The sequence below is a fragment of the Anoxybacteroides voinovskiense genome (assembly GCF_014196205.1).
GTDB lineage: Bacteria > Bacillota > Bacilli > Bacillales > Anoxybacillaceae > Anoxybacteroides > Anoxybacteroides voinovskiense.
In genome coordinates this window covers 1-26626 of record NZ_JACIDE010000032.1, presented here as the reverse complement: position 1 = coordinate 26626, position 26626 = coordinate 1, and the positions used below count along the sequence as shown (strand labels likewise).

Genomic DNA, 26626 nt, shown 5'->3' with positions numbered 1-26626 from the left:
GAATTTACTTGATGTTAAGCGTTTTCAGAATATATGATAAAAAAATAATGATTGTAAAAGAAAGGAACATCTTTTATAATGTCTACTATATAAAAACAGATGTTCATACAGAAAATACAAAAGGGAGTGGAGAGGATGGCAAAGCCAATTGCGGTTGGTTTGTTAGGCTTAGGAACAGTAGGCAGCGGGGTTGTGAAAATTATTGAAAACCATCAAGACCAACTCATTCACCAAGTCGGCTGCCCGGTTGTCGTAAAAAAAATTCTCGTTCGCGATTTATATAAAGAGCGTGATGTGAAAGTCGCTCCAGAGCTATTAACAACGAATGCGGAAGAGGTTATTAACGATCCGGAAATCGATGTCGTCATCGAAGTGATGGGAGGAGTAGAGCAAACGAAGCACTATTTATTGCAAGCGTTGCAGCAAGGGAAACATGTCGTAACCGCGAATAAAGATTTAATGGCGCTCTACGGTTCGGAATTGCTCGCAGTAGCGACAGAAAACGGCTGCGACTTATTTTATGAAGCGAGCGTTGCCGGCGGCATTCCGATTTTACGTAGCCTTGTTGACGGTTTAGCGTCTGACCGAATCACAAAAATGATGGGAATTGTTAACGGAACGACAAACTTTATTTTAACGAAAATGTGCAAATATGGAAGTCCGTACGAAGAAGTGTTAGCGGAGGCGCAAGCGCTTGGATATGCAGAAGCAGATCCGACCGCAGACGTTGAAGGGCTAGACGCAGCGCGGAAGATGGCGATTTTAGCGCGTTTAGGATTTTCCATGAACATTGATTTAGAAGATGTGCAAGTAAAAGGAATTACTGGCATTACGGAAGAAGATTTAGATTACAGCAAGCGGCTTGGCTATACGATGAAATTAATTGGGATTGCTCATCGCGACGGTGACAAAGTGGAGGTGAGCGTCCAGCCGACATTGTTGCCAGATTCTCATCCGTTAGCGTCGGTGAGCGATGAATATAACGCGGTGTACGTGTACGGAGAAGCGGTTGGAGAAACGATGTTTTACGGTCCAGGTGCGGGAAGCCTTCCGACCGCAACCGCAGTTGTATCGGATTTAGTAGCGGTTATGAAAAATATGCGACTTGGAGTAAACGGACGAAGTGCAGTTGCTCCGCAATACGAAAAGCAGTTAAAAGCTCCGGCAGAAATTTTTTCGAAATATTTCCTTCGGATTCACGTAAAAGACGAAGTCGGGGCGTTTGCGAAAATTACGGCAATTTTCTCTGAGCGAGGCGTTAGCTTCGAGAAAATTTTACAGTTGCCACTAAAAGAAAAAGGAGTTGCAGAAATTGTCATTGTCACGCACAAAGCGTCGCAACAAGCGTATGAAGAAATTTTGCAACAGTTGCGTGACCTTGCGATTGTGAAAGATGTGAAAAGCTCGTATCGCGTAGAAGGGAATGGGAACTAATGGCGTGGAAAGGATTGTTACAGGAATTTCGCGAATTTTTGCCGGTGACGGAAAAAACGCCGCTTCTTTCATTGCATGAAGGGAATACCCCACTAATTCGGTTAGAGCGGCTATCTGCCCAGCTTGGCATTGAGTTGTATGTGAAAGTGGAAGGCGCCAATCCGACGGGGTCCTTCAAAGATCGCGGCATGGTGATGGCAGTGGCGAAAGCGAAAGAAGAAGGAAGCCATACGATTATTTGTGCATCGACCGGCAATACGTCGGCGGCAGCAGCTGCGTATGCCGCGCGAGCAGGTATGCGCTGCATCGTCGTCATTCCGCATGGGAAAATTGCGATGGGGAAATTGGCGCAAGCGGTGATGTATGGGGCAGAAATTTTTGCGATTGAAGGGAATTTTGATGAAGCGTTAAAAATGGTGCGACGTTTAAGTGACATCGCGCCAATTACGCTCGTTAACTCGGTAAATCCGTACCGCATCGAAGGGCAAAAAACGGCTGCGTTTGAAGTTTGCCAGCAGCTTGGCAAAGCTCCAGATGTATTGGCGATTCCGGTCGGAAATGCCGGAAATATTACAGCGTATTGGAAAGGGTTTAAAGAATACCACGAACGAAAGCAAACGGGGTTACCAGAAATGCGTGGGTTTGAGGCGGAAGGTGCGGCGGCAATCGTGCGCAACCAAGTCATTACGGAACCAGAAACAATTGCGACCGCGATTCGCATTGGCAACCCAGCGAGTTGGGAAAAAGCCGTGCAGGCGGTGAACGAATCAAACGGAAAAATAGACGACGTATCGGACGCAGAAATTTTAGAAGCGTATAAACTATTGGCAAGAACGGAAGGAATTTTTGCCGAACCGGCGTCGTGCGCTTCCATTGCTGGGGTAATCAAGCAAAGGAAGCTTGGAGAAGTGAAAGAAGGAAGTACCGTTGTAGCCGTATTGACTGGAAACGGACTAAAAGACCCAGCAATTGCCATGGAGGCAGCCGATATAGCGCCAATGGTGCTTCCGAATGATGAACGGATCGTGTTTGAACATATTCAAGGGGCTGTTCACCAATGAAAGAAGACGAGATGTTGAAAATTGTTGTCCCGGCGAGTACGGCAAATGTAGGACCTGGGTTCGATTCGCTTGGGTTAGCGGTTTCCCGCTATTTAGTATTGGAAGTGCGACAAGCAAATGAATGGAAATTTACCGCTCGTTCGGAAGAAGTGCAGTCGATTCCGACGGGAACGGATAATTTAATTTTTCGGGTGGCGGACGAAGTGGCTCGCACGCATGGGAGAACGTTACCGTCGTGCGCGGTTGATGTATATAGTGATATTCCATTTACGCGCGGGCTAGGAAGCAGTGCAGCAGCCGTTGTAGCAGGCATCGAACTAGCGAACGAGCTCGCAAAATTGTCGCTTACGATGGAAGAAAAGGCGCGATTGGCAAGTTGTTTCGAAGGGCATCCAGATAACGTTGGTGCGTCATTATACGGCGGGCTTGTCATCGGTTGCCATCGAGAAGAAGAAACGACGATTATTCACGTTCCGAATATCGAACTAGACCTTGTGGCAGTTATTCCAAACTATGAATTAGAAACGAAAAAAGCGCGTCGTGTGCTTCCTGTTTCTTTTTCCAAAGAACAAGCGGTAGAAGCGAGTGCGGTCAGCAATGTGCTCGTTGCCGCACTGTTGACAAAAAATTGGCGATTGGCAGGAAAAATGATGGACAAAGATGTGTTCCATCAACCGTACCGCGCACCGTTAATTCCCGAATTAGCACATGTGCAGGCGCTCGCTAAAGAGTATGGGGCGTTTGGGGCGGCATTGAGTGGCGCAGGCCCAACGGTTCTTTGCTTTGCCGAACAAGGGAGAGGAGAATGGTTGAAGGAAAAATTGACACCGCACTTTCCGCATTGCGCGGTGGAATGTTTAACGGTCGAACCAATTGGTAGCCGCGTCTACAAAATGGCGCTAGAAGCATAACGCAATATTCGGTGAAGCGTGCTAAAAAGGCTGTCCCTTAAGCTCAGGGACAGCCTCCGCTTTTCGTGTCTAGCTACGGCTCCTAGCTGCTCGGGGGTCAAATAACCTTTCCCCTCGAGGTGGCAAGCACCTCTCCGGGGGAAGAACATTCGCCCCTTCGCAGCTAACCAGTCGCCTCCGCTTTTCTTAGAACACTTGCTCGACTTCGACGACGCCTGGTACTTCTTCTAAAAGGGCACGTTCAATGCCGGCTTTTAATGTAATCGTGGAGCTTGGGCAGCTGCCGCAAGCGCCAAGTAAACGCAATTTCACTACGCCGTCTTCGACATCGACGAGCTCGCAGTCACCGCCGTCTCGAAGTAAAAACGGGCGCAGTTTATCTAAAACTTCTTGCACTTGTTCTTTAATTTCTAAATCGCTCATTCTTCCCATCGACTCCTTTCTGTAACTTTATTATAATCGTTATAATGGAAAAAATCTAATAACTTTTTCGCGATGGAGAGGAAAGGTGGAAACATATGCCATTTAAACCGATCGAAATATGTGTATATGGCGCAGAGGTCGTTTGCCCCTCTTGTGTCAATTTGCCCTCTTCGAAAGAAACGTATGAGTGGTTAGAGGCAGCCATTAAACGGAAATATCCGAACCAGCCATTCGTCATTTCATACATCGATATTTTTCAGCCGCCAGACGATGAAGAGAAAAAAGCGTTCGCAAGGAAAGTAATAGAAGAGGATTTGTTTTATCCTGTTGTCCTCGTAGAAGGGGCGATTGTCGGAGAAGGGAATCCAAAATTAAAAGCGATTTATGAGGAAATGGAGAAATACGGGTATAAATCCGTCGAGCAAGCATAAAAACGGGTGCTCTAAGGCACCCGTTTTAATATCCGTTATGGTATTTATACATCCAAAGCACGCCGGATTTTAAAAGGCGCGGCACGCGACCAGTTAGCGGACGGTCAGCGACAAGACCAAATCCGTGTTTTTTGCCGAGAGAGCCGAGAATGCCTTTTAATTTAATCGGTGGGAACGATTGTGGCGGTTCTTCTCCGTTCCAACGTTTTTGGAGCACTTGGACAATTTGTTCTGCCTGCCCTTCGGCAAGTTGGGCGCTTGGCGCGTGCGGCAAGCTAGCACAGTCACCAACAACATATACATTTTCATAACCTGGAATATGGTGACGGGTTGTTAACATGACACGTCCTTGCGCGTCTTTTTCGACGTTCAACTCACGGACGACCCGATTTGGCTGAATGCCTGCCGTCCAGACGACTGCGTCACATCGAATCGGCGCATCGTGATTATATAATACGCCTTTTTCTACTTTTGTGATGTTAGAAAAACGAACAATTTCAATATCGTGCTCATCGAACCAGCTTTCGACGTATACGCTTAACCGCTCTGGAAACATCGGCAAAATTCGCTCTCCGCGGTCAAATAACATGACGCGCAAGTCTGGACGACTTTCCGCCAGCTCGCTTGCTAGTTCCACCCCGCTTAATCCTGCGCCAACGATAGCGACGACTGATTGCGGAGGCAAGTTGTTTAACGCTTGGTACGTTGTGCGCGCTTTATCGATTGATTGAATGCTGTACGTAAATTGTTCCGCCCCCGGAACGCCGTGATATTTATCTTCACAGCCTAATCCGATGACTAAATCATCATATGAAACAGAAGTTCCGTCTTCTAAAAAGACTGTTTGGGCATCAAGATCAATGCGGACAACTTCCCCAAAACGATACGTGAGGCGAGGATGCTCTGGAAATGGTACGCGAATGTCATGGTCGCTGACAGTTCCTGCGGCTAATGCGTAATACTCTGTTTTTAAACAATGGTACGGTACGCGGTCAATGAGCGTAATGTGAACGTTCTCATGTAGTTGATTTGGGAGAAGGCGAAGCAAAATACGCATATTGCCATATCCCCCGCCGAGCAGAACGAGATGTCTCATGCTAAAATTCCCCTTTGTCGCTGTCTTTTTCCTAAGTAGCTTTTATTAGACGCTCTCTTCGGTGAAATAGAGCGCGATTTGTTATATGCAAAGTGTTTACCAAATGCCATTAAAAGTATAGCGAAAATGTGACAAAATCACAACAATTTTTCGAAAAAATGATGGGGAGTAATCGTATGGCATCAATTGACGATTGACGCAAAAATCGTTAGGATGATGAACATAGAGAGGTGACGAACGATGATTCAGCCGTTGATTGAATTTTGTGTGAGCAATTTAGCGAGCGGCTCACAAAAAGCGCTAGAAATACTGCAAAAAGACCCGAACTTAGATATTATGGAGTATGGGTGTTTAAGCTATTGCGGCAAATGTGCCCATACGTTTTTTGCGTTAGTGAACGGGGAAGTGGTAACAGGCGAAACGCCGGAGCAATTAGTCGACAATATTTATACGTTTTTAGAAGAAAACCCGATGTTTTAATGTTGGGGCGTATAAGAAAAAGCGGCTTTCTACATGCCGCTTTTTTCTTCCGGAGGGGCTGATTTTTGCTGCTCGCGAATTTCCTGCCATCGTTCATGCGCCATTTGCACGATTCGTTTTTCGATTGTTTCTTTCTTTTTGGCAATCACTTTGGAAAAATAAAGAATCGCTTGTTTTGGCTGCCCGAGCCGTCGGTATAATTCTCCAATCAAATAAAGAAGTCGTACTTCCGACATGTGTGTGCCTTGAAAATCGTCGTTGCTGTAAGAGGAAATGTATTCTTCAAGAGCAAGCCGCATAAATCGTTCTTCTTGGTCGGTATTTTCGTACGTTCGGTAAAGCCATGCTAAGCGCATATACAACCCAGCACGTACGATATGTTTTTCTCGCTTTAATGTGGCACAATAAATACCAAGTTTATATGTATTAACTGCTTCTTGAAACGTCCGTTTTTCGCCGTAATTCTTCCCACTCCACGCTTGGCAAATGTTTGTTTGAATCGCCTCGAGCGCATTCGGTGGAAAATAAGATGAAAACTCTTCAGTTACCGAAAACCCGCAATGCGGACAGACGCTGACGTAATAAAAAAGCGGATTTACTTCTTCCGACGGATAATAGGAACAAAAGTCGGTATCGTGTTTTATTGGACGAAGAAAGCGGGAGCGAACTTTTTTCGTCGTATATGATTGGTGACAAACGAGGCAGTGAACGGTTCGATCATATAAAGGATCCATCATGCTTCCCCCGCATATGTAAGAATAAAGACCTACTACAAACCGATTATACATAGAATGGAACAAAAAAAGAAGATGCCAATATGACATCTTCTTTCAGGTGTATATGAAAAAACGGGGGATATTTTCATTGTTTCCAACGCTTCGCTTCTTTATACTTATAGGTAAAAAAATTTTTAGGAGGCGCTTTATGAATACGTTCTCGTTCACGAAAATGCATGGCTTAGGAAATAGCTATATATATGTCAACATGTTTGAAGAAACAATTCCAGAGGCATTATTTTCGGAATTGGCGATAAAAGTATCCAATGTAAACACAGGCATTGGGGCGGACGGGATGATACTCATTTGTCCATCAGACGTCGCGCCAGTAAAAATGCGCATTTTCAATAGCGACGGCTCCGAAGGGAAAAATTGCGGAAATGGTCTTCGCTGTGTCGCGAAATATGCGTATGAACACGGATTAGTGGCGGAGCGTTCATTTTTGATTGAAACATTATCAGGGCTTGTGCAAGCGGAAGTGTTTGTCGAAAACGGCGTCGTGACGAGCGTGACGGTAGATATGGGAAATCCACGCTTAAAACGAAGCGAAGTGCCGATGATCGGGGAAGAAGCGGAACAAGTGGTAGCGGAAACGGTAGAGTTTGCTGGGGGAACGTATGAAATTACGGCTGTTTCGATGGGAAATCCACATGTTATTTTTTATGTCGATGACATTACACATGCACCAGTAACGTCACTCGGACCGATCGTAGAAAAAGATGCTCGTTTTCCAGAAGGGGTGAACGTGGAGTTTGTCGAAGTAGTAAATGATCAAGAGCTACATTTTCGTGTCTGGGAACGCGGTTCGGGAGTAACACAAGCATGTGGCACAGGGGCGTGCGCTGCGGTAGTGGCATCTGTCTTAAATGGCAAAACAGCGCGAAACAAAGAAACGGTTGTCCATCTTGCGGGCGGCGATTTAGTGATTACATGGACCGATGAAGGGAATGTGCTAATGACTGGTCCGGCAGAAACGGTTTGCACAGGAGTGTATTATTATTGAACGAAGAAGAGAAAAATCGATATACTGGTAAAAAGCAGAAGCTTGCTAATCGTTGAAAAATAAGAGGAGGGAAAGCGATGAACGAAGTCGTTACGTTAACGGAAGCAGCAGCGCTACAAATTAAGGATATGATGAAAGAGCATGGCGAAGAAGGGGCATACCTTCGCATTGGCGTCAAAGGCGGCGGCTGCAGCGGATTGTCGTATGGAATGGGATTTGAGCAGGAGCAAACGGACGAGGACTATACGTTCGAACAACATGGCATTAAACTGTTAGTCGATAAAGAAAGTGCTCCGATTTTAAAAGGAACGGTCATTGACTATAAACAGTCGCTTATGGGCGGTGGATTTACCATCCACAACCCGAACGCCATTGCGACATGCGGTTGCGGCTCGTCATTCCGCACGGCAACGAATACTGGAACGCCAGAAGAATGTTAAGAAAGAGGAGCACAACGCTCCTCTTTTCTTATTATTTTCCGATAAACATTTGTGTCCAGTGGTTTCCTGCGCTTTCAAATCCGACCCCGATGTGGGTAAACTGACGGTTTAAAATGTTGGCGCGGTGTCCTGGACTGTTCATCCAAGCGGTTACGACTTCTTGCGGGGTACGCTGTCCTTGGGCAATGTTTTCACCGGCGGTGCGATACGTAATTCCGAAGTCGCGCATCATGTCAAACGGCGAGCCGTACGTTGGGCTAGTGTGCGAAAAATAATGCTTCCGCTGCATATCTTCCGACTTTTTCTGAGCAACAGCGCTCAGTTGCCCATCCGCTTTTAGTGTAGGGAGTCCGGCCCGCGCCCGCTCTTTATTCGTCAAATCAATGACTTGTTGTGCAAATTGGCTAATTCCAGCCATTGTTCGCCCTTGTTGCGGTTGAGGCGGAACAGCTTGTTTTGGCGTTTGTTGTGCTTGTCGCGGCATAGCGTAATATGGAAACGTTGGTTGCTTCCACTGCGGCTGAAGTTGTGCTTGCCATTGTGCCGCTTGTTGAGGACTGATCGGGATAAAATCGTATTTCGCGTCTTGGATTAAGATTGCCCTCGTATGTGGGTATTGACTGCTTGGGATGGATGTGCGCAACGCAGAAATATTTTGTTTTTGCCCATTATCGTTGCGCTCCATTCCCATTTTGTTGCAGGCAGCCAGTCCAGTCGCTAGCACAGAAGCAAGCAAAACAGTCGTTGCTTTTTTGAACAATTGTAATCCCCCCTAGTACATGTAAAATGGGCTTACGGAAGTAGTATTTGCTTTGGTGGAGAAAATAATGGTGGGAATCGCTGTGGGAAATGGGAAGAAAAGAAGAAGGAAGTTGAGCCGCGATAAATAATGTATTAAACTGTATGTAACGAGGGGGAATTATGGTGAAGATGCAATGGAACTTATTATTTGCGATGTTATTTGCGCTAGTTGTCGCTATTTTTGCTGTAGCTAATGTTAATGCCGTTTCGGTTAATTATTTGTTTGGAAAAACGGAATGGCCATTAATTTTAATCATTTTAGGCTCGACAGCAATGGGAGGACTTATTGTTGCTTCATTCGGCTTTTTTCGGATATTTCAATTGCAGCGGCAAGTGAAAGTATTATCAAAAGAGAAGAAGGAATTACAAGAAAAAATGGAGGCAATGGAGAAAAAGGAAAACGCGGAAGTGGTAGATGGAAAATAAGGCGGGGATGGCTTGTGGAGCCATCCCTTCTTCATTAAAACATTGACGAGGAATGAAGCGGTTGCACTTTTGCGCTTGGGTCAATATATGCTTTCGCGTTATTGACGGCAGTTGGCGCTTCGCCGAAACCGCAAGCAATTAGTTTTACTTTTCCTTCGTACGTGCAAATATCCCCGGCTGCATATACTCCAGGAATGTTCGTTTCCATTTTTGAGTTCACTTTAATCGAGTTTTTCTCGATATCAAGTCCCCATTCTTTAATCGGACCAAGCGAAGAAACAAAGCCGTAGTTAACGATGACCGCATCGACATCAATCGTTTCTCGCGCTCCATCTTTCGCGCTTTCAAGCACGACCTTTTGAATACCGTTTTCGTTGCCGATTAATTCAACAGGGGTAAACGGTGTTTTCACATCGACTTTTGATTTCATTAAGTTCTCGACGCTATGTTCATGGGCACGGAATTTATCGCGACGATGCACAATAGTTACTTTTTCTGCAATTGGTTCTAACATTAACGCCCAGTCGACAGCTGAGTCGCCGCCGCCGCAAACAAGTACTTTTTGTCCGGCGAATTTGTTTAAATCGTCTACAAAGTAATGAAGGTTTTTCCCTTCGTATTGTGCAGCGCTATCCAACTCTAGACGACGAGGTTGGAATGCCCCGTTTCCAGCAGTAATAATGACCGTTTTTGAATAGTGCACTTCTTTATTAGTTGTGAGCTTGAAAATACCATCATCTTGTTTTTCTAGCTTTTCGACCGATTGCTCAAGACAAACCGTCGGATTAAATTTTGCCATTTGTTCCTTTAAGTTATTAATAAGTTCTTGTGCCCGAATTTTCGGAAATCCTGCAACATCATATATGTATTTTTCTGGATAAAGCGCCGACAGCTGACCGCCGAGCTGTGGAAGGCTTTCGATAATTTTTACGCTTGCTTGGCGCATCCCCCCGTAAAATGCGGTAAACAACCCGACCGGGCCGCCCCCGATAATCGTAATGTCATACACTTTTTGGTCTTCTTTCATGATCCCTTCCCCCTCGATTATGAAAAATACAGACACCTACATCATACCATATATAATTCCTTTAGAAAAAAGAAAAAAATCACTTGAAAACAATAAAAAAAAAGCATAATATGTTTTTGAAGAGATTGTTAAGATTTTTCGACAATTGTTTGACATTTTTTTGTCCGTCATCGTGAATTTTTTCACAAACTTTTTTCGATAAAATGCAACGAAGCGACACACGCTAGTTGTACACAAAAAAAAATTAAAAAGGTGGAAGTGATTCATTTGAAAAAGCCAAATGTCGTTATTTTAGGTGCAGGTTATGGGGGTTTAATGACAACGGTTCGCTTACAAAAGTTAGTTGGGGTAAACGAAGCGAACATCACGCTTGTGAACAAATACGACTATCATTATGAAACAACATGGCTTCATGAAGCATCTGCTGGAACGCTTCATCATGACCGTGTGCGTTATCCAATTACTGATGTAATCGATCGTAACAAAGTACAGTTTGTGCAAGACACAGTAGTGAAAATCATCCCACAAGAACAACGCGTTCTTTTAGAAAAAGGGGAGCTTTCGTACGATTACTTAGTGGTTGCCCTTGGATTTGAATCGGAAACGTTCGGAATTAAAGGGCTAAAAGAATATGCGTTCTCTATCGCAAATATTAATGCAGCCCGCCAAATTCGCGAGCATATTGAATATCAATTTGCGACGTACAATACAGAAATCGAAAAGCGGGAAGAGCGTCTAACAATTGTTGTTGGTGGAGCTGGGTTTACGGGCATTGAGTTTCTTGGCGAGTTAGTGAACCGTGTGCCAGAACTTTGCCGTGAATATGATATCGACCCGAAAAAAGTACGCATCATCTGTGTGGAAGCAGCACCGACTGCTCTCCCTGGCTTCGACCCAGAGCTTGTCGAATATGCAGTTGGTGTGCTTGAGCGCAAAGGGGTCGAGTTCCGCATCGGAACAGCGATTAAAGAATGCACGCCGGAAGGCATTATTGTCGCAAAAGGCGATGAAACAGAAGAAATTAAAGCAGGCACGGTTGTATGGGCAGCTGGTGTGCGCGGAAGCTATGTCATTGACGAGTCTGGATTTGAAGAAATGCGTGGTCGCGTGAAAGTTGACCCATTCTTACGTGCCCCTGGCTATGATAACGTCTTTATTGTCGGTGACTGCTCGTTAATGATTAATGAAGAAACAAACCGCCCATATCCGCCGACAGCGCAAATTGCCATGCAACAAGGTGAATTGTGCGCGAAAAACTTAGCTGTGTTAATTCGCCAGCAAGGGGAATTGCAGCCATTTAAGCCAGACATTAAAGGAACGGTATGTTCACTTGGTCACGATGATGCTATCGGTGTCGTCTTTGGAAAGAAAATGTGGGGCTCGAAAGCAAGTTTCATGAAAAAAATGGTCGACAACCGCGCGCTTTACTTAATTGGCGGACCGTCGCTTGTTGTGAAAAAAGGGAAATTCAATATTTTCTAATGAAAGGTGGGCAATTGCCCCCTTTTTTGTTTATTAAAAAATTCAAAAAAATAAGAAAATAAAAGAAAACGAGAGCATTTATTAGATGTATTCGCTTACACAAGAGAAAATCGCTAGAAATCCTTCTTTTCTTTTTTGCTTGGAATTTGATATATTATCAGAAAATTAAGAAAAAGAGAGGGATCTTCATGAAACGCAAAGAGCAAACAGTATGTCCATATTGTGCTGGGAATGGCTATGTACAACTTCTGTTAGGCGGTTCGGAAACATGTTATTGCTGTGCAGGGAAAGGAGAAGCAAAAAACAACGAATGACTTTCGTTGACTCCCCGTCTATCATTCAGTACACTTAAGAAGGATGTACTGGAGGTGATGGGGATGGAGATGAGTATACCTGTTTTACTCATTTCGATGTTGTTGTTTTTTGTTTTATTTTTTGGCATTGGTTTTCTACTAAACATGATTTTACGAATGTCGTGGCTGCCGGCCATTTTAAGTCCGATTGTTTTTATTTTCATTATTGATGATGTAAAGTTATTGGAGTATTTTACTGCACCAAGCGCGTCGTTTGCAGCGTTAAAACATAAAATTTTGACGTTAGCCCCTGCAGATGTCATGATTCTCAGCAGCGGGCTAATTGGAGCCATTTTGTCCGGTGTTGCCATTCGAGTATTGCGAGCGAAAGGATATCAAATGTTTTAAGGCTTTCGTCCATTAGGCGAAGGCTTTTTTCTTTTCTCATATCCTCTCGATGAATATTTGTTTCTCTTTTTGGAAATAAATAGAGCCGTGGGAGGAGTGAGAAAATGAGTTTTGTACGAAGGCTATGCATGACAATCTTATTTGTGTGCGCGCTCTTTACAACATTCCAATCCATTTCTGGAGTAGAGGCGCGTACGATCATTGATTGGATGGACGATTCACCGTTTTCTCTTTTTCAACGCAGCTATTATTTTGCTAATTATTTTGATATAGACTACGCCACAGCTGATGACGAATGGATTCATTACGAGGAACGGGCGCAGCCGCAAATTTCATCGGAGCTGACGGAAAATGGTTCGCTCCGTTTAGAAGAAGCGATTGATTGGACTCAGTATCCATCGACGACCGTTGTCGCTACTGGCTATACAGCCGGGGTAGAATCAACTGGGAAGTCGCCAAACCATCCAGCATATGGCATTACGTATTCAGGAGTGCGCGTAAAGCGAGATTTATATTCGACGATTGCTGCTGATTTAAATGTGTTTCCAATCGGCACGATTTTGTTTATTCCTGGCTATGGGTATGGGGTGGTGGCAGATAAAGGTGGCGCAATTAAAGGAAACCGCATCGATTTGTACTACGATACAGTAGAAGATGTCTACAAGTATTGGGGCAAAAAAACGGTCGAAGTGTATGTCGTGAAAAAAGGTGACGGGAAACTGTCAGAAGATGAATTGAAAAAGTTGAACGAAGATGAAACGATGCAAGTATTTCGCCAACAGTACGTACAATCGAAAAGCTAGAAAACAGAAGGGAGCGGTTGCCCCCTTCTTTATTTTAAGGTAAGAAAGTATAAAATTTTACGATTAGGCGGAGCGTTGTCTAGCTCCAAGCGCCATCGGCTCGAGTCGCTCCGCCCCACACTGCGGCGGCGACACATTGAGTTCGCTTCCTTGAAATATCCCACGCAAGCCAAAGCTTTGCTTTGGCTGAGCCTCCTCGGTGGGGCTTGTGCGATCTTCGCCGATAGGCGGGCGCTTTGCGCTTTTCTTATTATAAAACAGGGTCTACTTCGTCGTAGGTTGGAAAGATGTCGGAATACAATAATGACGCCAGCTTTTTTAACCCAAGTAATAACCGTGGAGACGGTCGGCAAAAAAGCGCTTCTTCCAGTACGTAAATGCGGTTAGATTGAACAGCCTGAAGTTCATTCCATCCCGGCCGTTTTTTTACGAGCGATGGGTCGATTTTTTCGCTCCGTACGCCGACCCAGACAAGTGCGATATAATCTGGATTTCGCCTACTTACTTCTTCCCAGTCCGTTTGCACATTCGCTTGCTCGATATCGGCAAATACATTGCGTCCGCCAGCTAATTCGCTTATTTCGCTGAGCCAATTTGTTTTTCCAGGCGTAAAGACCGGCTTCGGCCACCATTCCCAATAAATTGTTGGCGGTTGGTCTATTTTTTTGGCGAGTTGCGTATATTGAGCGATGACATCTCGGTATCGTTTGACTACTGCTTCGGCGCGCTCTTTTTCCCCAATCGCTTCGCCTAATCGAAGCAAGTCGTCCGCAATCTCTTTTAACGAATGCGGTTGAAAAATAAGATGCGGAATGTTTCGTTTTTTCAGCTCTTCAATGTTTCGCTCCATGCCTGGAACGCTTAATGAGGCAAGAACAAGATCAGGATTCAGCGCCTCGACACGCTCCATGTCAATGTGCAAATCCGGACCGACGCGCGGAAGGGAATGGACAGATGCTGGCCAATCGGAATAATCGTCTACGGCAATTAACCAGTCCGCTCGTCCTAAATAAGCAAGCATCTCGGTATTGCTTGGGCAAAGAGAAATAAGTTTCAACAAAATCACCTCTTTTTTCTCATTCGCTTTTTCGTTTTATTTTCCTTGTGGTATTGTGAAAAAAAAGGGGGATTGCCATGTATCCGATGGAGTATTACGAGTTTTTTGTGAAGTTTAATGAAGGGGATTACTATACGTGTCACGATTTGTTAGAAGAAATTTGGATGACAGATAAAGCGAATTTTTTTATTAAAGGGTTATTGCAAATGACGGTCGCGCTCTATCATTATAGTTATGGAAATGTGAAAGGGGCGCGCTTGATGATGCAGGCGGCCGAGGAGTATTTACAGCCATACCGTCCGTTTTATTGGGGAGTTCGTGTAGATGAAGTATGCGCATTTATTCAACGCTGTCTAGCAATAATGACGACAGATGTCGACCGGGTTGATAGTAGAGCATTGAACGAGCTACCGCCTCTTCCAACGCTTGTCCTATTTTTACACGACTAGCCTTAAGAAATTCGTTATAATGAAAGATAATATAAAAGGGAGTGATTGAATGTTTACAGTGATGCAAGAAATATCGAATAATGCGAGGCATGAAGCAATCGTCATTGGGTTGTTTGAAAAAGAGCCTCTATTTAGCGGAATCGTGGCAAAATGGAATGAGCAACTGAACGGACAGTTAACGGAATTAGTGAACGAAGGAGACTTGTCGCCAAAGAAAAAACATATCACAAAAGTACATACGCTTGGGCAAATGAATATAAAGCGTCTTTATTTTGTCGGTTTAGGAAAAAAAAGAAGAATTAACGTTTGAGCAATTGCGGGAAGCGTTTGGCAAGCTGTTTCAAACGATAAAAGGAGCCACGTGGTCGGAAGTGGCAGTAATGTTAGATACGTTTACAACGGAGCGAATCGATGCGAACGATGCCGCCCACGCGCTCTCGGAAGCATGTATGTTAGCAACATATGAATTTGCTGGCTACAAGCAAAAGCGAACCGAACAGAAAACAATCGAGCAACTTACTGTCTATACGACAACTGACGAAAAAGAAGTAGAAGCGAGTTTATTCGTTGGCTCTGTGTATGGACGGGCAACAAACTCAGCGCGAACGCTCGTCAACACTCCGAGTAATTTGTTATCCGCTTCCGCGCTGGCTAACTACGCGGTAGAACTGGCGAAAAAATACGGATTTGAATACAAAATAATCGAAAAAGAAGAGATGGAAACGCTCGGAATGGGCGCGTTTTTAGCGGTCAATCAAGGGTCAGTCGAACGGCCAAAACTAATTGTACTAAAATACCAAGGAAAAGAAACATGGGAAGACGTGATTGGGCTTGTTGGCAAAGGGGTTACATTTGATACGGGTGGCTATTCGATTAAGCCGAAAGATGGAATTGTTGGGATGAAAACGGATATGGCGGGAGCGGCTGCTGTATTGGGAGCGATGGAAATTATCGGGGAGCTTCGCCCGGAACAAAACGTGCTTGCCGTTATTCCAGCAACAGACAATATGATTAGCGGCAGCGCGTTTAAGCCGGACGATGTGATCACTTCCATGAGCGGAAAGACGATTGAAGTGACGAACACCGATGCGGAAGGTCGCCTTATTTTAGCCGATGCCATTACGTATGCGAAACAACAAGGAGCAAATTATCTTATTGACGTAGCGACGCTGACAGGTGGAGTCATTATTGCGCTTGACGTTCATACGACTGGTGCGATGACAAACGATGAAGCGCTGTTTGAACAAGTGCTCGAGGCGTCAGTGGAAACAGGGGAGTTTATTTGGCGGCTTCCAATTACGGAAAAAGATAAAGAACGAGTGCGGAATAGCCCGATCGCAGATTTAAACAATTCTCCGGGCAGAGAAGGGCATGCGATTATGGGCGCGGCGTTTTTAGCGGAATTTGCGGAAGATACCCCATGGGTGCATTTAGATATTGCTGGTACATCGGTCACGACCAAACCATCTGACCTCGGTCCAGCAGGAGCAACGGGTGTCATGGTGCGGACGCTCGCGACGTTTGTTGAGCGATTTGAGAAGTAAAGCTATCCGGAGAGGATAGCTTTTTATTTTTAACGAAATGTTAAGTTAGTGTAAATTTTATGTTAAGATTTTTTGAATTTGTTGTAAATTCGACAATTGTTGATAAAATAAGACAGGGTGGCTCAATATCAATACATAAATGGGGGTTTTTGTATGGTTTTTTCACCAAAAAAACGCGATGTTTTTTTTGATTTATTATTTACGATTTCGGAAAACGTGAAAGAAGCGGCGCAATATTTTGTCGAATACAAAATTCAAAACGTTAGCGATTTAAAAGAATTTGCGCGCGTCATGAAAGAGTATGAGAAAAAAGGCGATTCGTTTATCCACGAACTCGTTGTTGCGCTGAATAAAACGTTTATTACGCCAATCGAACGGGAAGACATTCACCAACTAGCAATGAAAATGGATGACGTGCTTGACGGATTAGAGCAATGCTCCGCACGCTTTGAAATGTTCTCATTTACCGATATCGATGACCATATGGTGAAATTTTTCGATAATATTTACCAAAGCACGATTGAAATTGCTGAAGCATTAAAATTATTAGCAAGCAAAAAGTTGTTAGATATGCGTGCTCATGCAATTAAAATTAAAGACTATGAAACAAAATGCGACGAAATTTTACGCGCATCCATTAAAAACTTATTTGTGACGCAAAAAGACCCGATTAAACTGATTCAATATAAAGAATTGTACGAGATGTTAGAAGAAATCGCAGATAGTTGTGAAGATGTAGCCAATACGATTGAAACGATCATTATGCGCAACGCGTAAAAGGGGACTTTGTAATGGATACGGTGTTTATACTAACGGTTTTAGTGGTGATTTTTGCGTTAGCGTTTGACTTTATTAACGGCTTTCACGACACAGCGAATGCGATTGCGACATCCGTTTCGACAAGGGCGTTAACTCCGCGTCAAGCGGTTTTGTTGGCGGCAACGATGAACTTGCTCGGGGCGTTGACGTTTACTGGAGTAGCAAAAACGATTACGAAAGACATTGTCGATCCGTTTGCGTTAGAAAATGGTGGCGTCGTCATTTTAGCAGCACTGACAGCGGCGATTGCTTGGAACTTAATTACATGGTATTACGGAATTCCAAGTAGCTCATCTCATGCGTTGATTGGTTCGGTTGCTGGGGCGGCAATTTCTGCCGGTGGGTTTGGCATTTTAAACTATGCGGGATTTACAAAAATTTTAGAATCGCTCGTTGTTTCTCCGTTTTTAGCGTTTGGCGTCGGATTTATCGTCATGAGCTTGTTCCGCATGCTTTTTAAAAATGCGAATTTGTCGAGAACGACAAAAGGATTCCGCTTGTTCCAAGTAGTGACCGCTGCGATGCAATCATATACGCACGGGACGAACGACGCACAAAAAGCGATGGGGATTATTACAATGGCGTTAATCGCTGGGAACTATCACACATCGACGGAAATCCCAGAGTGGGTGCGTCTGTCAGCAGCGATTGCAATGGGGATTGGAACATCGGTCGGTGGATGGAAAATTATTAAAACGGTCGGAGGAAAAATTATGAAAATCCGTCCGGTAAACGGCGCAGCAGCCGATTTGTCTTCCGCGATCGTTATTTTTTCGGCGACGACGTTTCATTTGCCTGTCAGTACGACGCACGTTGCTTCTTCTTCCGTGATGGGCGTCGGGGCAGCCCAGCGCGTTAAAGGCGTCAAATGGGGAGTTGCCCAACGCATCGTCATTACATGGATTATTACGTTGCCGGTTTCGGCGCTTATCGCAGGGTTTACTTATCAGCTATTTAAACTATTCTTTATATAAAAAAGTGCATGCCTCGGCATGCACTTTTTTATATCGCATATTTAGAGGTTACTGATTTTCGAATCGTATGATAAAAGCGTGGGGCGATCGCTCCGGCGACAATCGATAAAATAATGTCTTTTGGCAGTGGCACAAGCATCCAGCTCCAAGCGACACTGTAAGAAAAGCCTTTCGGTGCTTCTGCCCAATATTTAAACGCCATATACATCCAGTTTGTGCCGATAACGTAGTTGACGATCATTCCCGCTAATGCTGCGGCAATAAAGCGGGCAAGCGATGGGCGGTCGCCGCCTTTTTCGATTATCCAGCCGGTAATATAAGCAGCAAAAATAAAAGAAACGATAAAGCCAAATGTTGGGCCGGCAATCATGCCAAAACCGCCGGAAAATTTTGCGAAAACAGGAGCACCAACAAGTCCAACGAGCATATAGACAAACATTGCGAGCGCCCCGAGACGGCGTCCTAACATCGCGCCAGCTAACACGCAGAAAAAGGTTTGTAATGTAATTGGCACGCCGCCAACGACTAAAAACGGTGCCCAAGAAGTAATGTTCGCCCCAATTGCCATCAACGCGGCAAATACGCTGACAAGCGTGATGTCCAATGCGCGCAACCGCATATGTAAACCCCCTTTTTTTCATAGTTAACAGAATCGTATCGAACAATGCGATTGATGTCAAGAAGTTTCTGAATACGGTTCTCATTGATAAGGGAAAATAAATATAGAGGAGGGATACTATGGAGCGAAAAAACTGGGAGAAAGATATCGCGCGTGCGAACTCATTTGGGGCGAAGGAGGATGGTATACACGTCAGCAACGAAAAAGAAGGCTACGATTTGCGTGATGCAAGCGAAATTGGGAAAAAACAATTCCAAGAAAAATGAGCTGTTTGGCGAACCAAACAGCTAAAAAACATTCCATCGCAGTCCAATCACTAATTGGCAGCACCCTCCCACAGAGGAAGGGGACAACGTCAAGCGAATGCCATCTGGATTGAAATAAATATCCACTTTCGAACGAATGCCTAGCGATTGAACCATTTGTTGCACTTGCTTTGTCTTTCCTTGTTGGGCGAGCGACATAATCGCCGTAGCGAACGACTTGGACTGGGCGAATTTTGCTAAAATGACACTTGCGTCTTTCATTAGCCATTGCGCGGTCGTAGCCGATTGGCTAAACAAGGTTGGGTCAATGGGAGGGTATTGGCGAAATTCATAGGGAAACATCTCGATCCTCCTTACGCGTTTTGTATCACTATATGTAAAAAACAAAAAGAGCGAGCCAATTTTAGCTCGCTCTTTTACAAATAGCGGAAAAACAAATAAAAATGGGACAACAACAATGCGACTAACGTTAACGGTGCGCCGATTTTCAAAAAGTCCATATAGCTAAAGCCATGTCCTTCACGCGACGCCAGACCGGCCACGATGACGTTCGCGGAAGCACCGATTAACGTCCCGTTTCCGCCTAAACACGCACCAAGCGCCAACGCCCACCATAGCACATCAATTTGCGGCGAATCTGGTGATAGCCCCATACCTACCGCCATATCTTTAATAAGCGGAATCATTGTCGCCACGAACGGAATGTTATCAATTGTTGCCGACGCGATGCCAGACACCCAAAGGATAAAGTACGAAGCGACCGAAATATTACCACCTGTGACGTCAAGTGCTTTCTCCGCTAGGCTTTTAATCAGCCCGATATCGACAAGTCCACCGACGAGTGTAAATAACCCAGCAAAGAAGAAAATGGTGACCCACTCTACAGATGCGAATACGTCTTCCACTTCGTGTTCGTGCACGCCGATAACCATAAGAATGGTAGCCCCCGTAAGAGCGATGACCGCAGCATCGACATGAATGACAGAATGAAGAATAAACCCTAAAATCGTTAATGCTAAAACGGACACTGATTTTTTTAATAATACTGGATCTTTAATGTAATCCTTTTCATTCAAGCTCATAAGCTGTTCAATGAGCTTTGCATCCGACGTTAAGTGACGGCGGTAAATGAGTGCAATAATTACTGTTGTCACGAGCATAATCACAATAACAATTGGAGCTAAATTGATCAAAAAGTCGTTAAAATCTAAATGTTTATTCGCTGACCCGATCATAATGTTTGGTGGGTCTCCGATTAGCGTTGCCGTTCCGCCGATATTGGAAAATAGCACTTCTGAAATTAAATAAGGCACTGGATTGACGTGCAAAATGCGCGTAATCGAAAACGTAACAGGAACGATTAATAAGACGGTAGTAACGTTATCGAGAAACGCGGACAACACGGCAGTCAATAGCGATAAAATAATTAAAATGCGCAGCGGCTGTCCCTTCGCCGCTTTCGCCGCTTTGATGGCGACATATTGGAAAAATCCTGATTTGCTTGTAATGTGAACGAGAATCATCATCCCGATTAAAAGCGTAATCGTTCCCCATTCGATATGGTGGGTAAACGCTTTATGCAAATCGACGATTCCGAAAATGACCATCGCTGCTGCTCCAAGCAAGGCAATGACTGCACGGTTAATTTTTTCTGAAATAATAATCGCATATGTTGCTAAAAAAATGGCGATCGCTAAATAGTATTGTACGTTTGACACTGTTGTTACTGTTTCGTGCAACGGTTTCCCCTCCTTATTGAATCGTTGTGCCGCAAGATGGACAATGGATGTGCGATGGAGTTTGTAGCCCTCTTACGTAAAAAGAAAATTGGCAGTTTGTGCAAGTAAATTCAGTAAGACGATCGATAAACAGTTTGTTCGACGGGCGTTGCGGAACGGTCGTGTCGACAATTTCGACGTGAATATGCTCGCGTGAGTCATCTTCCGCAAGCACGAGCCCTTCCGTCTCTTCTTTTGTACGCCAGCCACCGTCGACTAAATGTTGTTGTAGTTGGCTATGGGAAGAATGTGCAAGCATTTCTTCGGCAAGTTTCATATACTGTTCATTTGTTAATGAAGAAAATGGAATTCCCGTTTTTTTCTTTTCCCAAAACGCTTTCAATTGCTCTTCGGTGAAAATGAACGTCACAATTTTATGAATAATTACATTTTTCAAGCGAAATTCCCCCTTTGGCTGACATGATATCCCCCCTTATTATACTGTCTTTGCTGCTTACCTCCAAACCATTTTTACTCATATGCTTTAAGCATCTATGTATAAAGGAAAAGGTCAAATTTTCTGAAAAAATAAGTGAACAACCAACATTTCGTGATATAATGATAAAAAGCAAGCGAAAGGGGGCTTTCGATGCAAGAGCGTCCGTATGTATTTCTCGATTTTGAGTTTACGATGCCAGAAAATAAAACAACCCCGAGGGGATTTTTTCCAGAAATTATTGAGGTCGGTCTTGTCGTTGTTGTTGAGAGTGAAGTATGCGAGCAATTTTCATCTTATGTGAAACCGACGTCGTTTCCAGTATTAACGGAACGGTGCAAAAGCTTCTTAAAAATTACGCAAGCTCAAATTGACGAAGGCATTTCGCTTGCGGAACTCGTAGCGCGATTACAGCAATATGATGCCCTTCGTCCGACCGTCATTACATGGGGAAGCATGGATATGAAAGTGTTAAAGCATAATTGTGCCCAAGCGAATCTTCCGTTTCCGTTCACTGGAGAGCACCGTGACTTAGCGATGGAGTATAAAATGTTTTTTGGCGAGCGGAACCAGCCGGGATTGCGCAAAGCGGTTCAGGAATATGGAAAAGAAGGGGTGGGCAAACCACATTGTGCGCTTGACGATGCGTTTACGACATATAATATTTTCAAGCTAGTGGAGAAAGATAAAACATATTTAGCAAAGCCATCGCAGCCGACGCTTGGCGAGCGCGTGGACTTTAGTCAATTATTAAAAAAATTTGCACTATAGCAAGCCAAACCATACACTCTGCTGGTTTGGCATATTTGTTTTTGGTATAATGAACGGGAAAATGAACGACGAAAGGTTGACGGAGTGATGACGTATTTATTAGGGCTGTTTTTATACTTTCCAGAAGATAAACGGGAATACATTCCAGCCGCGATTACATGTACGCTTTTTTTAATTGCCGCGATTTTTACGATGCGGCTTATTATGAAAATTTCGAAACGGCAAGAAGAAAAAGCGAAGCAGTTTGAAGAACGGTTGCGGAAAGAAAATGTGATTCGAGATGAACAATAGTGGTTTGCGGAAATCCTCTTTTGGCAATACTGAAGAAAAAATGTGTTGCGAAAGGGGATTTTATGTTTCGAAAAGTATGGGTGTTAGCGGCGATAATCATGCTAATCAGCGGCTGCAAAGAAGGGAATCCAACCGAAATAAATGTAAAAATGATGAATAGTGCGGGCGATGTACTAGGAAACGCGAAACTGTCGGAGCAGCCAAAGGGGGTAAAAATTTCCTTAGATTTAGAAGGATTGCCGCCGGGAGAGCATGCGATTCACATTCATGAAAAAGGAATGTGTAAAAAACCAGACTTTCAATCCGCAGGCAGCCACTATAATCCAGAAGGGAAAAAACACGGCCTATTGCATCCGGAAGGGGCTCATGCGGGCGATTTACCGAATTTAATTGTGAAAGAAGACGGAACGGTAAAAACAGAGCTGTTTGCGCCGCAAGTGACATTAAAGGAAGGAAAAAAAGGCACATTGTTAACGAAAGAAGGTACCGCATTAGTCATTCATGCTGGCAAAGATGACGGCATGACACAGCCAGCCGGTGATGCAGGTGGGCGCATTGCGTGCGGGGAAATTAAGAAAAGCTAGCCGTTTTGGCTAGCTTTTTTGGTCGAAAGCGATTACTAACCGGTGAAACGCTTCTTGTAGCGTTTGTCGCGTACAAGCGACGTTTAGACGAATAAACCCCGTGCCTTCTTTACCAAATTTACTCCCCATTTCTACGGCGATTTTCCCTTTCTGAAGAAGCCGTTGTTTTATTTGCTGTTCTTCCATGCCAAGTTCGCGGCAATCAATCCAAACAAGGTATGTGGCTTCCGGGCGAATCGGGTGTAGTTTTGGCAAAAAAGTGTTAAGAAACGAGCACGTCTGCTCGATGTTTTGTTGGATGTACGCCAACAGCGCATCGAGCCAATCGCTGCCATGCCGATAAGCGGCCTCCGCGCCGATGACGGCAAACGTATTTAACGTGAAAAAGCCTTGGCGTTGTTGAGCAGCGTCAAACTGCTTTTTTCGTTGGTTATTCGGAATAATGATGCTTGCACATTGCAGTCCTGCTAAATTAAACGTTTTTGTCGGGGCGACGCATGTGATGCTAATGTCAGCGAAAGCATCATTGATGGAAGCAAACGGCGTATGTTGGAACGGCGGCAACGTTAAATCGGCATGAATTTCGTCACTGACGACGAGCACGTTGTTTTCGACGCAAAGCGTTCCTAGTTTTATCAGTTCTTCTTTCGTCCACACCCGTCCGCTTGGGTTATGTGGGCTGCAGAGCAACAACATTTTTGCCCCTTTTAGTTTTTCTTGTACATCTTCCCAGTTGATTTCATATCCTTTTTTTGTTAATAGAAGCGGACTTGTTACAAGCTCACGGCTGTTTTTTTCAACTAGCTGAAATAGCGGTGGATAAACGGGAGAAAAAACGACGATTCGGTCGCTTGGTGCTGTAAATGCTGTGATTGCCGTGGCGATGGCAGGAACGACGCCGATAGAAAACGACAACCATTCTGGACGTATCGTCCATCGGTGGCGTGTTTTTAGCCAGTCGCTAATGGCTTCTTTCAACGAATATGGAATGGCGGTATAGCCAAAAATTCCATGTTCTGTACGTTTTGTAATCGCCTCAATAACGGCGGGCGGTGCAGGAAAGTCCATATCAGCAACCCACATCGGCAGCACATCGCGTACCCCGAAAAATCGCTCTGTTTCGTCCCATTTCACTGAATGGGTATGGCGTCGTTCGATAGGATGGTCAAATGAATACATCACAAATCTCCTTCCTTTATTTTCCCTCAAGGCGTATAATGTTGGCATATTCTTTTTTATGGAGGGCAGGAACGAATATGAACCAACATTTAAACCGCTCGTTGCTTGCTATCGTTCAACAATGGGATCCGTTTGGGTATGGCATAGACGCCTATGAAATAGAAGCGATGGACGTTGTTCGAGCGGTCTATGAGTATGATGATGTCGAAAAGCTCGCCCGAAAAATCCAAGCTATTTATGAATTCGCGTTTGAGCAAAAAATTCCTCTTACTAAATGCATAACATTAGCGCGTGAGCTGTTGCTGATGAAAGAAGACTCAGAATGCGCGCTGTAAAAAAAACGAAATTTTTTGCGTGCAAATTTAATGAAATTATGCGAAAATTCTAAAAAGGGAGGGATTGCGGATGAAGTTAACAGAAAAAGAGCTAGAAATCGTCGAAATCGTCGAGAAAAACGGACGAATACCGCTCGACACGCTTGCAAAAATGACGTCGCTGACGGTCGAAGAAGTAGAAGCTATTTTGCAAAAACTGGAGGAAACGAAAGTGATTGTGCAGTATGCCACGATTGTCGATTGGCGAAAAATTGACGGGCACGAAGGAGTAACCGCAATGATTGATGTGAAAGTGACACCGAAACGAGGGGTCGGTTTTGATGAAGTGGCAGAGCGCATTTATCGCTTTCCGGAAGTGAAATCGGTTTATTTAATGTCAGGAGCATACGACTTATCGGTCGTCATTGAAGGACGCTCGATGGCAGAAGTAGCTCATTTTGTGTCAGAAAAGTTGTCCACGCTTGATTCGGTCATTTCGACGACAACGCATTTTATTTTGAAAAAATATAAGCATGACGGCACCGTGTTTGACCAAGGAGACCAAGATCGCCGCATCGTGGTGGCACCATGACACGGGCAACGAAAACGTACGTTTCAGAAACGGTTAGTCGTCTAAAGCCGTCAGGGATTCGGCGTTTTTTTGATTTAGCGGCAAGCATGGAAGGGGTCATTTCACTTGGGGTCGGAGAGCCTGATTTTGTGACCGCATGGAGTGTTCGGGAAGCGTGTATTTTATCGCTTGAGCAAGGGTATACATCGTATACCGCGAATGCAGGATTGTTAGCGCTTCGCCAAGAAATTTCTGCATATTTGTCGCGGAAATTTGGCTTATCATACCGCCCGGATGGTGAAGTATTAGTAACGGTCGGGGCAAGCCAAGCGCTTGATTTGGCGCTAAGGGCAATTGTTAACCCTAGAGATGAAGTGATTGTCGTTGAGCCGAGCTTTGTATCGTATAGTCCGCTTGTTGCATTAGCAGGAGGAGTGCCTATATCCGTTCGAACAAATGGCGCTGACCATTTTAAGTTGCGCCCGCAACAAATTGAAGAAGTCGTTAGCCCGAGAACGAAAGCGCTAATTCTTTGTTCGCCAAACAATCCGACGGGAACGGTATTAAACCAGGAGGATTTGGCAGCGATTGCTCGCATTGTCGAAAAACATGATTTGCTCGTCATTTCGGATGAAATTTATGCAGAATTAACATATGATGAGCCGTATACGAGCTTTCCGGCGGTGGAAGGGATGCGCGAGCGGACGATTTTAGTGTCCGGGTTTTCGAAAGGGTTTGCGATGACGGGCTGGCGGCTAGGGTTTGTCGCTGCACCAGAGGAGTTATTGCAAGCGATGTTAAAAATTCATCAATATGCGATGATGTGTGCGCCAACAATGGCGCAGTACGGGGCGATAGAGGCGTTAAAAAACGGAGAACACGATGTAGACGAAATGCGCAAAAGCTATCGCCGCCGCCGCAATTATTTTGTTCAGTCATTAAACGACATTGGGTTGCATTGCCATTTGCCAGGTGGCGCGTTTTACGCGTTTCCATCGATTGCTTCTACGGGAATGACGTCCGAGCAATTCGCGGAGCGGTTGCTGCTGGAAGAAAAAGTAGCGGTCGTTCCTGGGAGTGTGTTTGGTGACAGTGGCGAAGGTTATGTGCGCTGTTCCTATGCTTCTTCGCTTGAACAGTTGCAAGAAGCGATAAAACGAATGAAACGATTTTTATCACGAATATAAAATTCCGCCGCATTTGCGGCGGAATTATGCATCTTTTCCGTATTTAATTTCATAAAGCATTTGCATCACGCGCAAAAAGTCTTCTTCGCTGAACTCTTTTGCTTTGCGTAAAATCAGTTTTGCTCGTTTGACGCCCACTTCTTTGACGAGATGTTCGATTTCTGGGTCGACGCCAGATGAGGTATACATTTCTCGTTCCATTAACTCAGACGCTGGAACGTCAAGGGCGGTGCAAAGTTTTAAAATCGTTTGCGTATCAGGGATTTGTTCGCCTGACTCATATTTTTGAATCGTAGCCGTTCCGACACGCACTTTTAATGCTAGTTCTTGCTGGCTCATTTTTCGTTGTTCGCGGTACATTTTAATATTTTCACCAATTGTGCTCATAAAGTCCCCTCCGTTACAGAAAACTTATAAGACTTTATAAGAAACTTATAAAGATCTACGTTTCCTTCCTTGTTCATCGCACCCGATTTCGCCGAAGCTACTCTC

At 44.5% G+C, this 26626-nt stretch carries 34 protein-coding genes and 1 pseudogene; 23 read left to right on the top strand and 12 right to left on the bottom strand.

All coding sequences use genetic code 11. The annotated features are described in order from the left end of the window. The first annotated feature begins 135 nt into the window (after window positions 1-135). From GGR02_RS15840 to thrB, 3 genes are read left to right on the top strand one after another with little or no spacing between them, the layout of a single operon-like run. A complete protein-coding gene (locus tag GGR02_RS15840) occupies window positions 136-1434 on the top strand; it encodes a homoserine dehydrogenase (RefSeq protein WP_183185930.1) in 1299 nt (432 codons plus the stop codon). Then, window positions 1434-2495 carry a threonine synthase gene (gene thrC / locus GGR02_RS15835; protein ID WP_183185929.1) on the top strand — a complete coding sequence of 354 codons (1062 nt, stop codon included), beginning with the start codon at window positions 1434-1436 and terminating at the stop codon, window positions 2493-2495. The genes GGR02_RS15840 and thrC overlap by 1 nt, the downstream gene beginning before the upstream one ends. After that, window positions 2492-3406, top strand: coding sequence for a homoserine kinase (gene thrB, locus GGR02_RS15830; RefSeq protein ID WP_183185928.1), 915 nt, complete (start codon window positions 2492-2494; stop codon window positions 3404-3406). The genes thrC and thrB overlap by 4 nt, the downstream gene beginning before the upstream one ends. A gap of 186 nt (window positions 3407-3592) precedes the next feature. Here thrB and GGR02_RS15825 read toward each other — a convergent pair whose 3' ends face one another. Further along, entirely contained in the window at window positions 3593-3829 is a 237-nt protein-coding gene (locus GGR02_RS15825; protein WP_027410081.1) for a NifU family protein, read from the bottom strand. A gap of 95 nt (window positions 3830-3924) precedes the next feature. Between GGR02_RS15825 and GGR02_RS15820 the strand changes: the two genes are divergently transcribed. Then, window positions 3925-4260 carry a YuzD family protein gene (locus tag GGR02_RS15820; protein WP_183185927.1) on the top strand — a complete coding sequence of 112 codons (336 nt, stop codon included), beginning with the start codon at window positions 3925-3927 and terminating at the stop codon, window positions 4258-4260. A gap of 25 nt (window positions 4261-4285) precedes the next feature. Here GGR02_RS15820 and GGR02_RS15815 read toward each other — a convergent pair whose 3' ends face one another. Further along, window positions 4286-5356, bottom strand: a complete 1071-nt coding sequence (locus GGR02_RS15815) for an NAD(P)/FAD-dependent oxidoreductase (RefSeq protein WP_183185926.1) — start codon at window positions 5354-5356, stop codon at window positions 4286-4288. A 243-nt stretch (window positions 5357-5599) separates the two neighbouring features. Here GGR02_RS15815 and GGR02_RS15810 point away from each other — a divergent pair, with 243 nt between their 5' ends. After that, window positions 5600-5836 carry a YuzB family protein gene (locus GGR02_RS15810; RefSeq protein WP_183185943.1) on the top strand — a complete coding sequence of 79 codons (237 nt, stop codon included), beginning with the start codon at window positions 5600-5602 and terminating at the stop codon, window positions 5834-5836. Between the two features lie 29 nt (window positions 5837-5865). Here GGR02_RS15810 and GGR02_RS15805 read toward each other — a convergent pair whose 3' ends face one another. After that, a complete protein-coding gene (locus GGR02_RS15805; protein WP_183185925.1) occupies window positions 5866-6570 on the bottom strand; it encodes a DUF2225 domain-containing protein in 705 nt (234 codons plus the stop codon). A gap of 190 nt (window positions 6571-6760) precedes the next feature. On the opposite strand from GGR02_RS15805, the gene dapF reads away from it, so the two are divergent. Together dapF and GGR02_RS15795 are read left to right on the top strand one after the other, a co-directional pair. Then, window positions 6761-7615: a diaminopimelate epimerase gene (dapF, locus tag GGR02_RS15800; RefSeq protein WP_183185924.1), complete on the top strand. Its 855-nt coding sequence runs from the start codon at window positions 6761-6763 to the stop codon at window positions 7613-7615. 77 nt (window positions 7616-7692) lie between these two features. Beyond that, entirely contained in the window at window positions 7693-8055 is a 363-nt protein-coding gene (locus GGR02_RS15795) for a HesB/IscA family protein (RefSeq protein ID WP_183185923.1), read from the top strand. A gap of 31 nt (window positions 8056-8086) precedes the next feature. Here the strand turns inward: GGR02_RS15795 and GGR02_RS15790 are convergent, their stop codons facing one another. Continuing rightward, on the bottom strand, window positions 8087-8815 hold the full coding sequence (locus GGR02_RS15790) for a CAP domain-containing protein (RefSeq protein ID WP_373286639.1): 729 nt from the start codon (window positions 8813-8815) through the stop codon (window positions 8087-8089). A gap of 161 nt (window positions 8816-8976) precedes the next feature. On the opposite strand from GGR02_RS15790, the gene GGR02_RS15785 reads away from it, so the two are divergent. After that, complete coding sequence (locus GGR02_RS15785) at window positions 8977-9282, top strand: LapA family protein (protein WP_221210905.1); 306 nt, start codon at window positions 8977-8979, stop codon at window positions 9280-9282. Window positions 9283-9316: 34 nt separating this feature from the next. Here GGR02_RS15785 and yumC read toward each other — a convergent pair whose 3' ends face one another. Further along, window positions 9317-10309 carry a ferredoxin--NADP reductase 2 gene (gene yumC, locus GGR02_RS15780; protein ID WP_183185921.1) on the bottom strand — a complete coding sequence of 331 codons (993 nt, stop codon included), beginning with the start codon at window positions 10307-10309 and terminating at the stop codon, window positions 9317-9319. A 258-nt stretch (window positions 10310-10567) separates the two neighbouring features. Between yumC and GGR02_RS15775 the strand changes: the two genes are divergently transcribed. From GGR02_RS15775 to GGR02_RS15760, 4 genes are all read left to right on the top strand, one after another. Beyond that, window positions 10568-11791 (top strand): NAD(P)/FAD-dependent oxidoreductase, encoded by a 1224-nt coding sequence (locus tag GGR02_RS15775; protein WP_183185920.1) that lies wholly within the window; start codon window positions 10568-10570, stop codon window positions 11789-11791. A 188-nt stretch (window positions 11792-11979) separates the two neighbouring features. Further along, window positions 11980-12105 carry a YuiA family protein gene (locus tag GGR02_RS15770; protein ID WP_183185919.1) on the top strand — a complete coding sequence of 42 codons (126 nt, stop codon included), beginning with the start codon at window positions 11980-11982 and terminating at the stop codon, window positions 12103-12105. A 63-nt stretch (window positions 12106-12168) separates the two neighbouring features. After that, window positions 12169-12492, top strand: a complete 324-nt coding sequence (locus GGR02_RS15765) for a YuiB family protein (RefSeq protein WP_183185918.1) — start codon at window positions 12169-12171, stop codon at window positions 12490-12492. A gap of 104 nt (window positions 12493-12596) precedes the next feature. Continuing rightward, on the top strand, window positions 12597-13295 hold the full coding sequence (locus GGR02_RS15760) for a 3D domain-containing protein (RefSeq protein WP_183185917.1): 699 nt from the start codon (window positions 12597-12599) through the stop codon (window positions 13293-13295). A gap of 250 nt (window positions 13296-13545) precedes the next feature. Here GGR02_RS15760 and GGR02_RS15755 read toward each other — a convergent pair whose 3' ends face one another. Beyond that, the gene (locus GGR02_RS15755; protein WP_183185916.1) at window positions 13546-14352 is read right to left on the bottom strand and encodes a cobalamin-binding protein; all 807 of its coding nucleotides are present in this window, start codon (window positions 14350-14352) and stop codon (window positions 13546-13548) included. Window positions 14353-14429: 77 nt separating this feature from the next. Here GGR02_RS15755 and GGR02_RS15750 point away from each other — a divergent pair, with 77 nt between their 5' ends. The 4 genes and pseudogenes from GGR02_RS15750 to GGR02_RS15735 all read left to right on the top strand — a co-directional run bounded on the left by GGR02_RS15750 (window position 14430) and on the right by GGR02_RS15735 (window position 18138). Continuing rightward, window positions 14430-14801, top strand: a complete 372-nt coding sequence (locus GGR02_RS15750; RefSeq protein WP_221210903.1) for a DUF309 domain-containing protein — start codon at window positions 14430-14432, stop codon at window positions 14799-14801. A gap of 49 nt (window positions 14802-14850) precedes the next feature. After that, window positions 14851-16345 (top strand): annotated as a pseudogene (locus tag GGR02_RS15745) (leucyl aminopeptidase). 153 nt (window positions 16346-16498) lie between these two features. Then, complete coding sequence (locus tag GGR02_RS15740; protein ID WP_183185915.1) at window positions 16499-17122, top strand: DUF47 domain-containing protein; 624 nt, start codon at window positions 16499-16501, stop codon at window positions 17120-17122. 14 nt (window positions 17123-17136) lie between these two features. Then, window positions 17137-18138: an inorganic phosphate transporter gene (locus tag GGR02_RS15735; protein WP_183185914.1), complete on the top strand. Its 1002-nt coding sequence runs from the start codon at window positions 17137-17139 to the stop codon at window positions 18136-18138. A 28-nt stretch (window positions 18139-18166) separates the two neighbouring features. Here the strand turns inward: GGR02_RS15735 and GGR02_RS15730 are convergent, their stop codons facing one another. Beyond that, window positions 18167-18757, bottom strand: a complete 591-nt coding sequence (locus GGR02_RS15730; protein ID WP_183185913.1) for a biotin transporter BioY — start codon at window positions 18755-18757, stop codon at window positions 18167-18169. A 119-nt stretch (window positions 18758-18876) separates the two neighbouring features. Here GGR02_RS15730 and GGR02_RS15725 point away from each other — a divergent pair, with 119 nt between their 5' ends. After that, complete coding sequence (locus tag GGR02_RS15725; protein ID WP_183185912.1) at window positions 18877-19023, top strand: hypothetical protein; 147 nt, start codon at window positions 18877-18879, stop codon at window positions 19021-19023. A 21-nt stretch (window positions 19024-19044) separates the two neighbouring features. On the opposite strand, the gene GGR02_RS15720 is transcribed toward GGR02_RS15725, so the two are convergent. The 3 genes from GGR02_RS15720 to GGR02_RS15710 form a co-directional block, all read right to left on the bottom strand. Then, on the bottom strand, window positions 19045-19365 hold the full coding sequence (locus GGR02_RS15720; protein ID WP_183185911.1) for a hypothetical protein: 321 nt from the start codon (window positions 19363-19365) through the stop codon (window positions 19045-19047). A 74-nt stretch (window positions 19366-19439) separates the two neighbouring features. Continuing rightward, a complete protein-coding gene (locus GGR02_RS15715; protein WP_183185910.1) occupies window positions 19440-20762 on the bottom strand; it encodes an ArsB/NhaD family transporter in 1323 nt (440 codons plus the stop codon). 13 nt (window positions 20763-20775) lie between these two features. Continuing rightward, window positions 20776-21198 (bottom strand): hypothetical protein, encoded by a 423-nt coding sequence (locus GGR02_RS15710; RefSeq protein WP_183185909.1) that lies wholly within the window; start codon window positions 21196-21198, stop codon window positions 20776-20778. Between the two features lie 192 nt (window positions 21199-21390). On the opposite strand from GGR02_RS15710, the gene kapD reads away from it, so the two are divergent. The 3 genes from kapD to GGR02_RS15695 all read left to right on the top strand — a co-directional run bounded on the left by kapD (window position 21391) and on the right by GGR02_RS15695 (window position 22883). Next, window positions 21391-22008, top strand: coding sequence for a 3'-5' exonuclease KapD (gene kapD, locus GGR02_RS15705; RefSeq protein ID WP_183185908.1), 618 nt, complete (start codon window positions 21391-21393; stop codon window positions 22006-22008). An 87-nt stretch (window positions 22009-22095) separates the two neighbouring features. Next, window positions 22096-22299, top strand: coding sequence for a hypothetical protein (locus GGR02_RS15700; protein ID WP_183185907.1), 204 nt, complete (start codon window positions 22096-22098; stop codon window positions 22297-22299). 62 nt (window positions 22300-22361) lie between these two features. Continuing rightward, entirely contained in the window at window positions 22362-22883 is a 522-nt protein-coding gene (locus GGR02_RS15695) for a superoxide dismutase family protein (protein ID WP_183185906.1), read from the top strand. Between the two features lie 9 nt (window positions 22884-22892). Here the strand turns inward: GGR02_RS15695 and GGR02_RS15690 are convergent, their stop codons facing one another. Further along, window positions 22893-24062 carry a MalY/PatB family protein gene (locus GGR02_RS15690; protein ID WP_183185905.1) on the bottom strand — a complete coding sequence of 390 codons (1170 nt, stop codon included), beginning with the start codon at window positions 24060-24062 and terminating at the stop codon, window positions 22893-22895. A gap of 77 nt (window positions 24063-24139) precedes the next feature. Between GGR02_RS15690 and GGR02_RS15685 the strand changes: the two genes are divergently transcribed. The 3 genes from GGR02_RS15685 to GGR02_RS15675 all read left to right on the top strand — a co-directional run bounded on the left by GGR02_RS15685 (window position 24140) and on the right by GGR02_RS15675 (window position 26134). Then, complete coding sequence (locus GGR02_RS15685) at window positions 24140-24397, top strand: DUF1871 family protein (protein ID WP_183185904.1); 258 nt, start codon at window positions 24140-24142, stop codon at window positions 24395-24397. A gap of 70 nt (window positions 24398-24467) precedes the next feature. Beyond that, window positions 24468-24968: an Lrp/AsnC family transcriptional regulator gene (locus GGR02_RS15680; RefSeq protein ID WP_183185903.1), complete on the top strand. Its 501-nt coding sequence runs from the start codon at window positions 24468-24470 to the stop codon at window positions 24966-24968. Next, window positions 24965-26134 (top strand): aminotransferase, encoded by a 1170-nt coding sequence (locus GGR02_RS15675; RefSeq protein ID WP_183185902.1) that lies wholly within the window; start codon window positions 24965-24967, stop codon window positions 26132-26134. The genes GGR02_RS15680 and GGR02_RS15675 overlap by 4 nt, the downstream gene beginning before the upstream one ends. 24 nt (window positions 26135-26158) lie before the next feature. Here GGR02_RS15675 and GGR02_RS15670 read toward each other — a convergent pair whose 3' ends face one another. Continuing rightward, window positions 26159-26521, bottom strand: a complete 363-nt coding sequence (locus tag GGR02_RS15670; RefSeq protein ID WP_183185901.1) for a helix-turn-helix domain-containing protein — start codon at window positions 26519-26521, stop codon at window positions 26159-26161. Window positions 26522-26626: the final 105 nt, after the last annotated feature.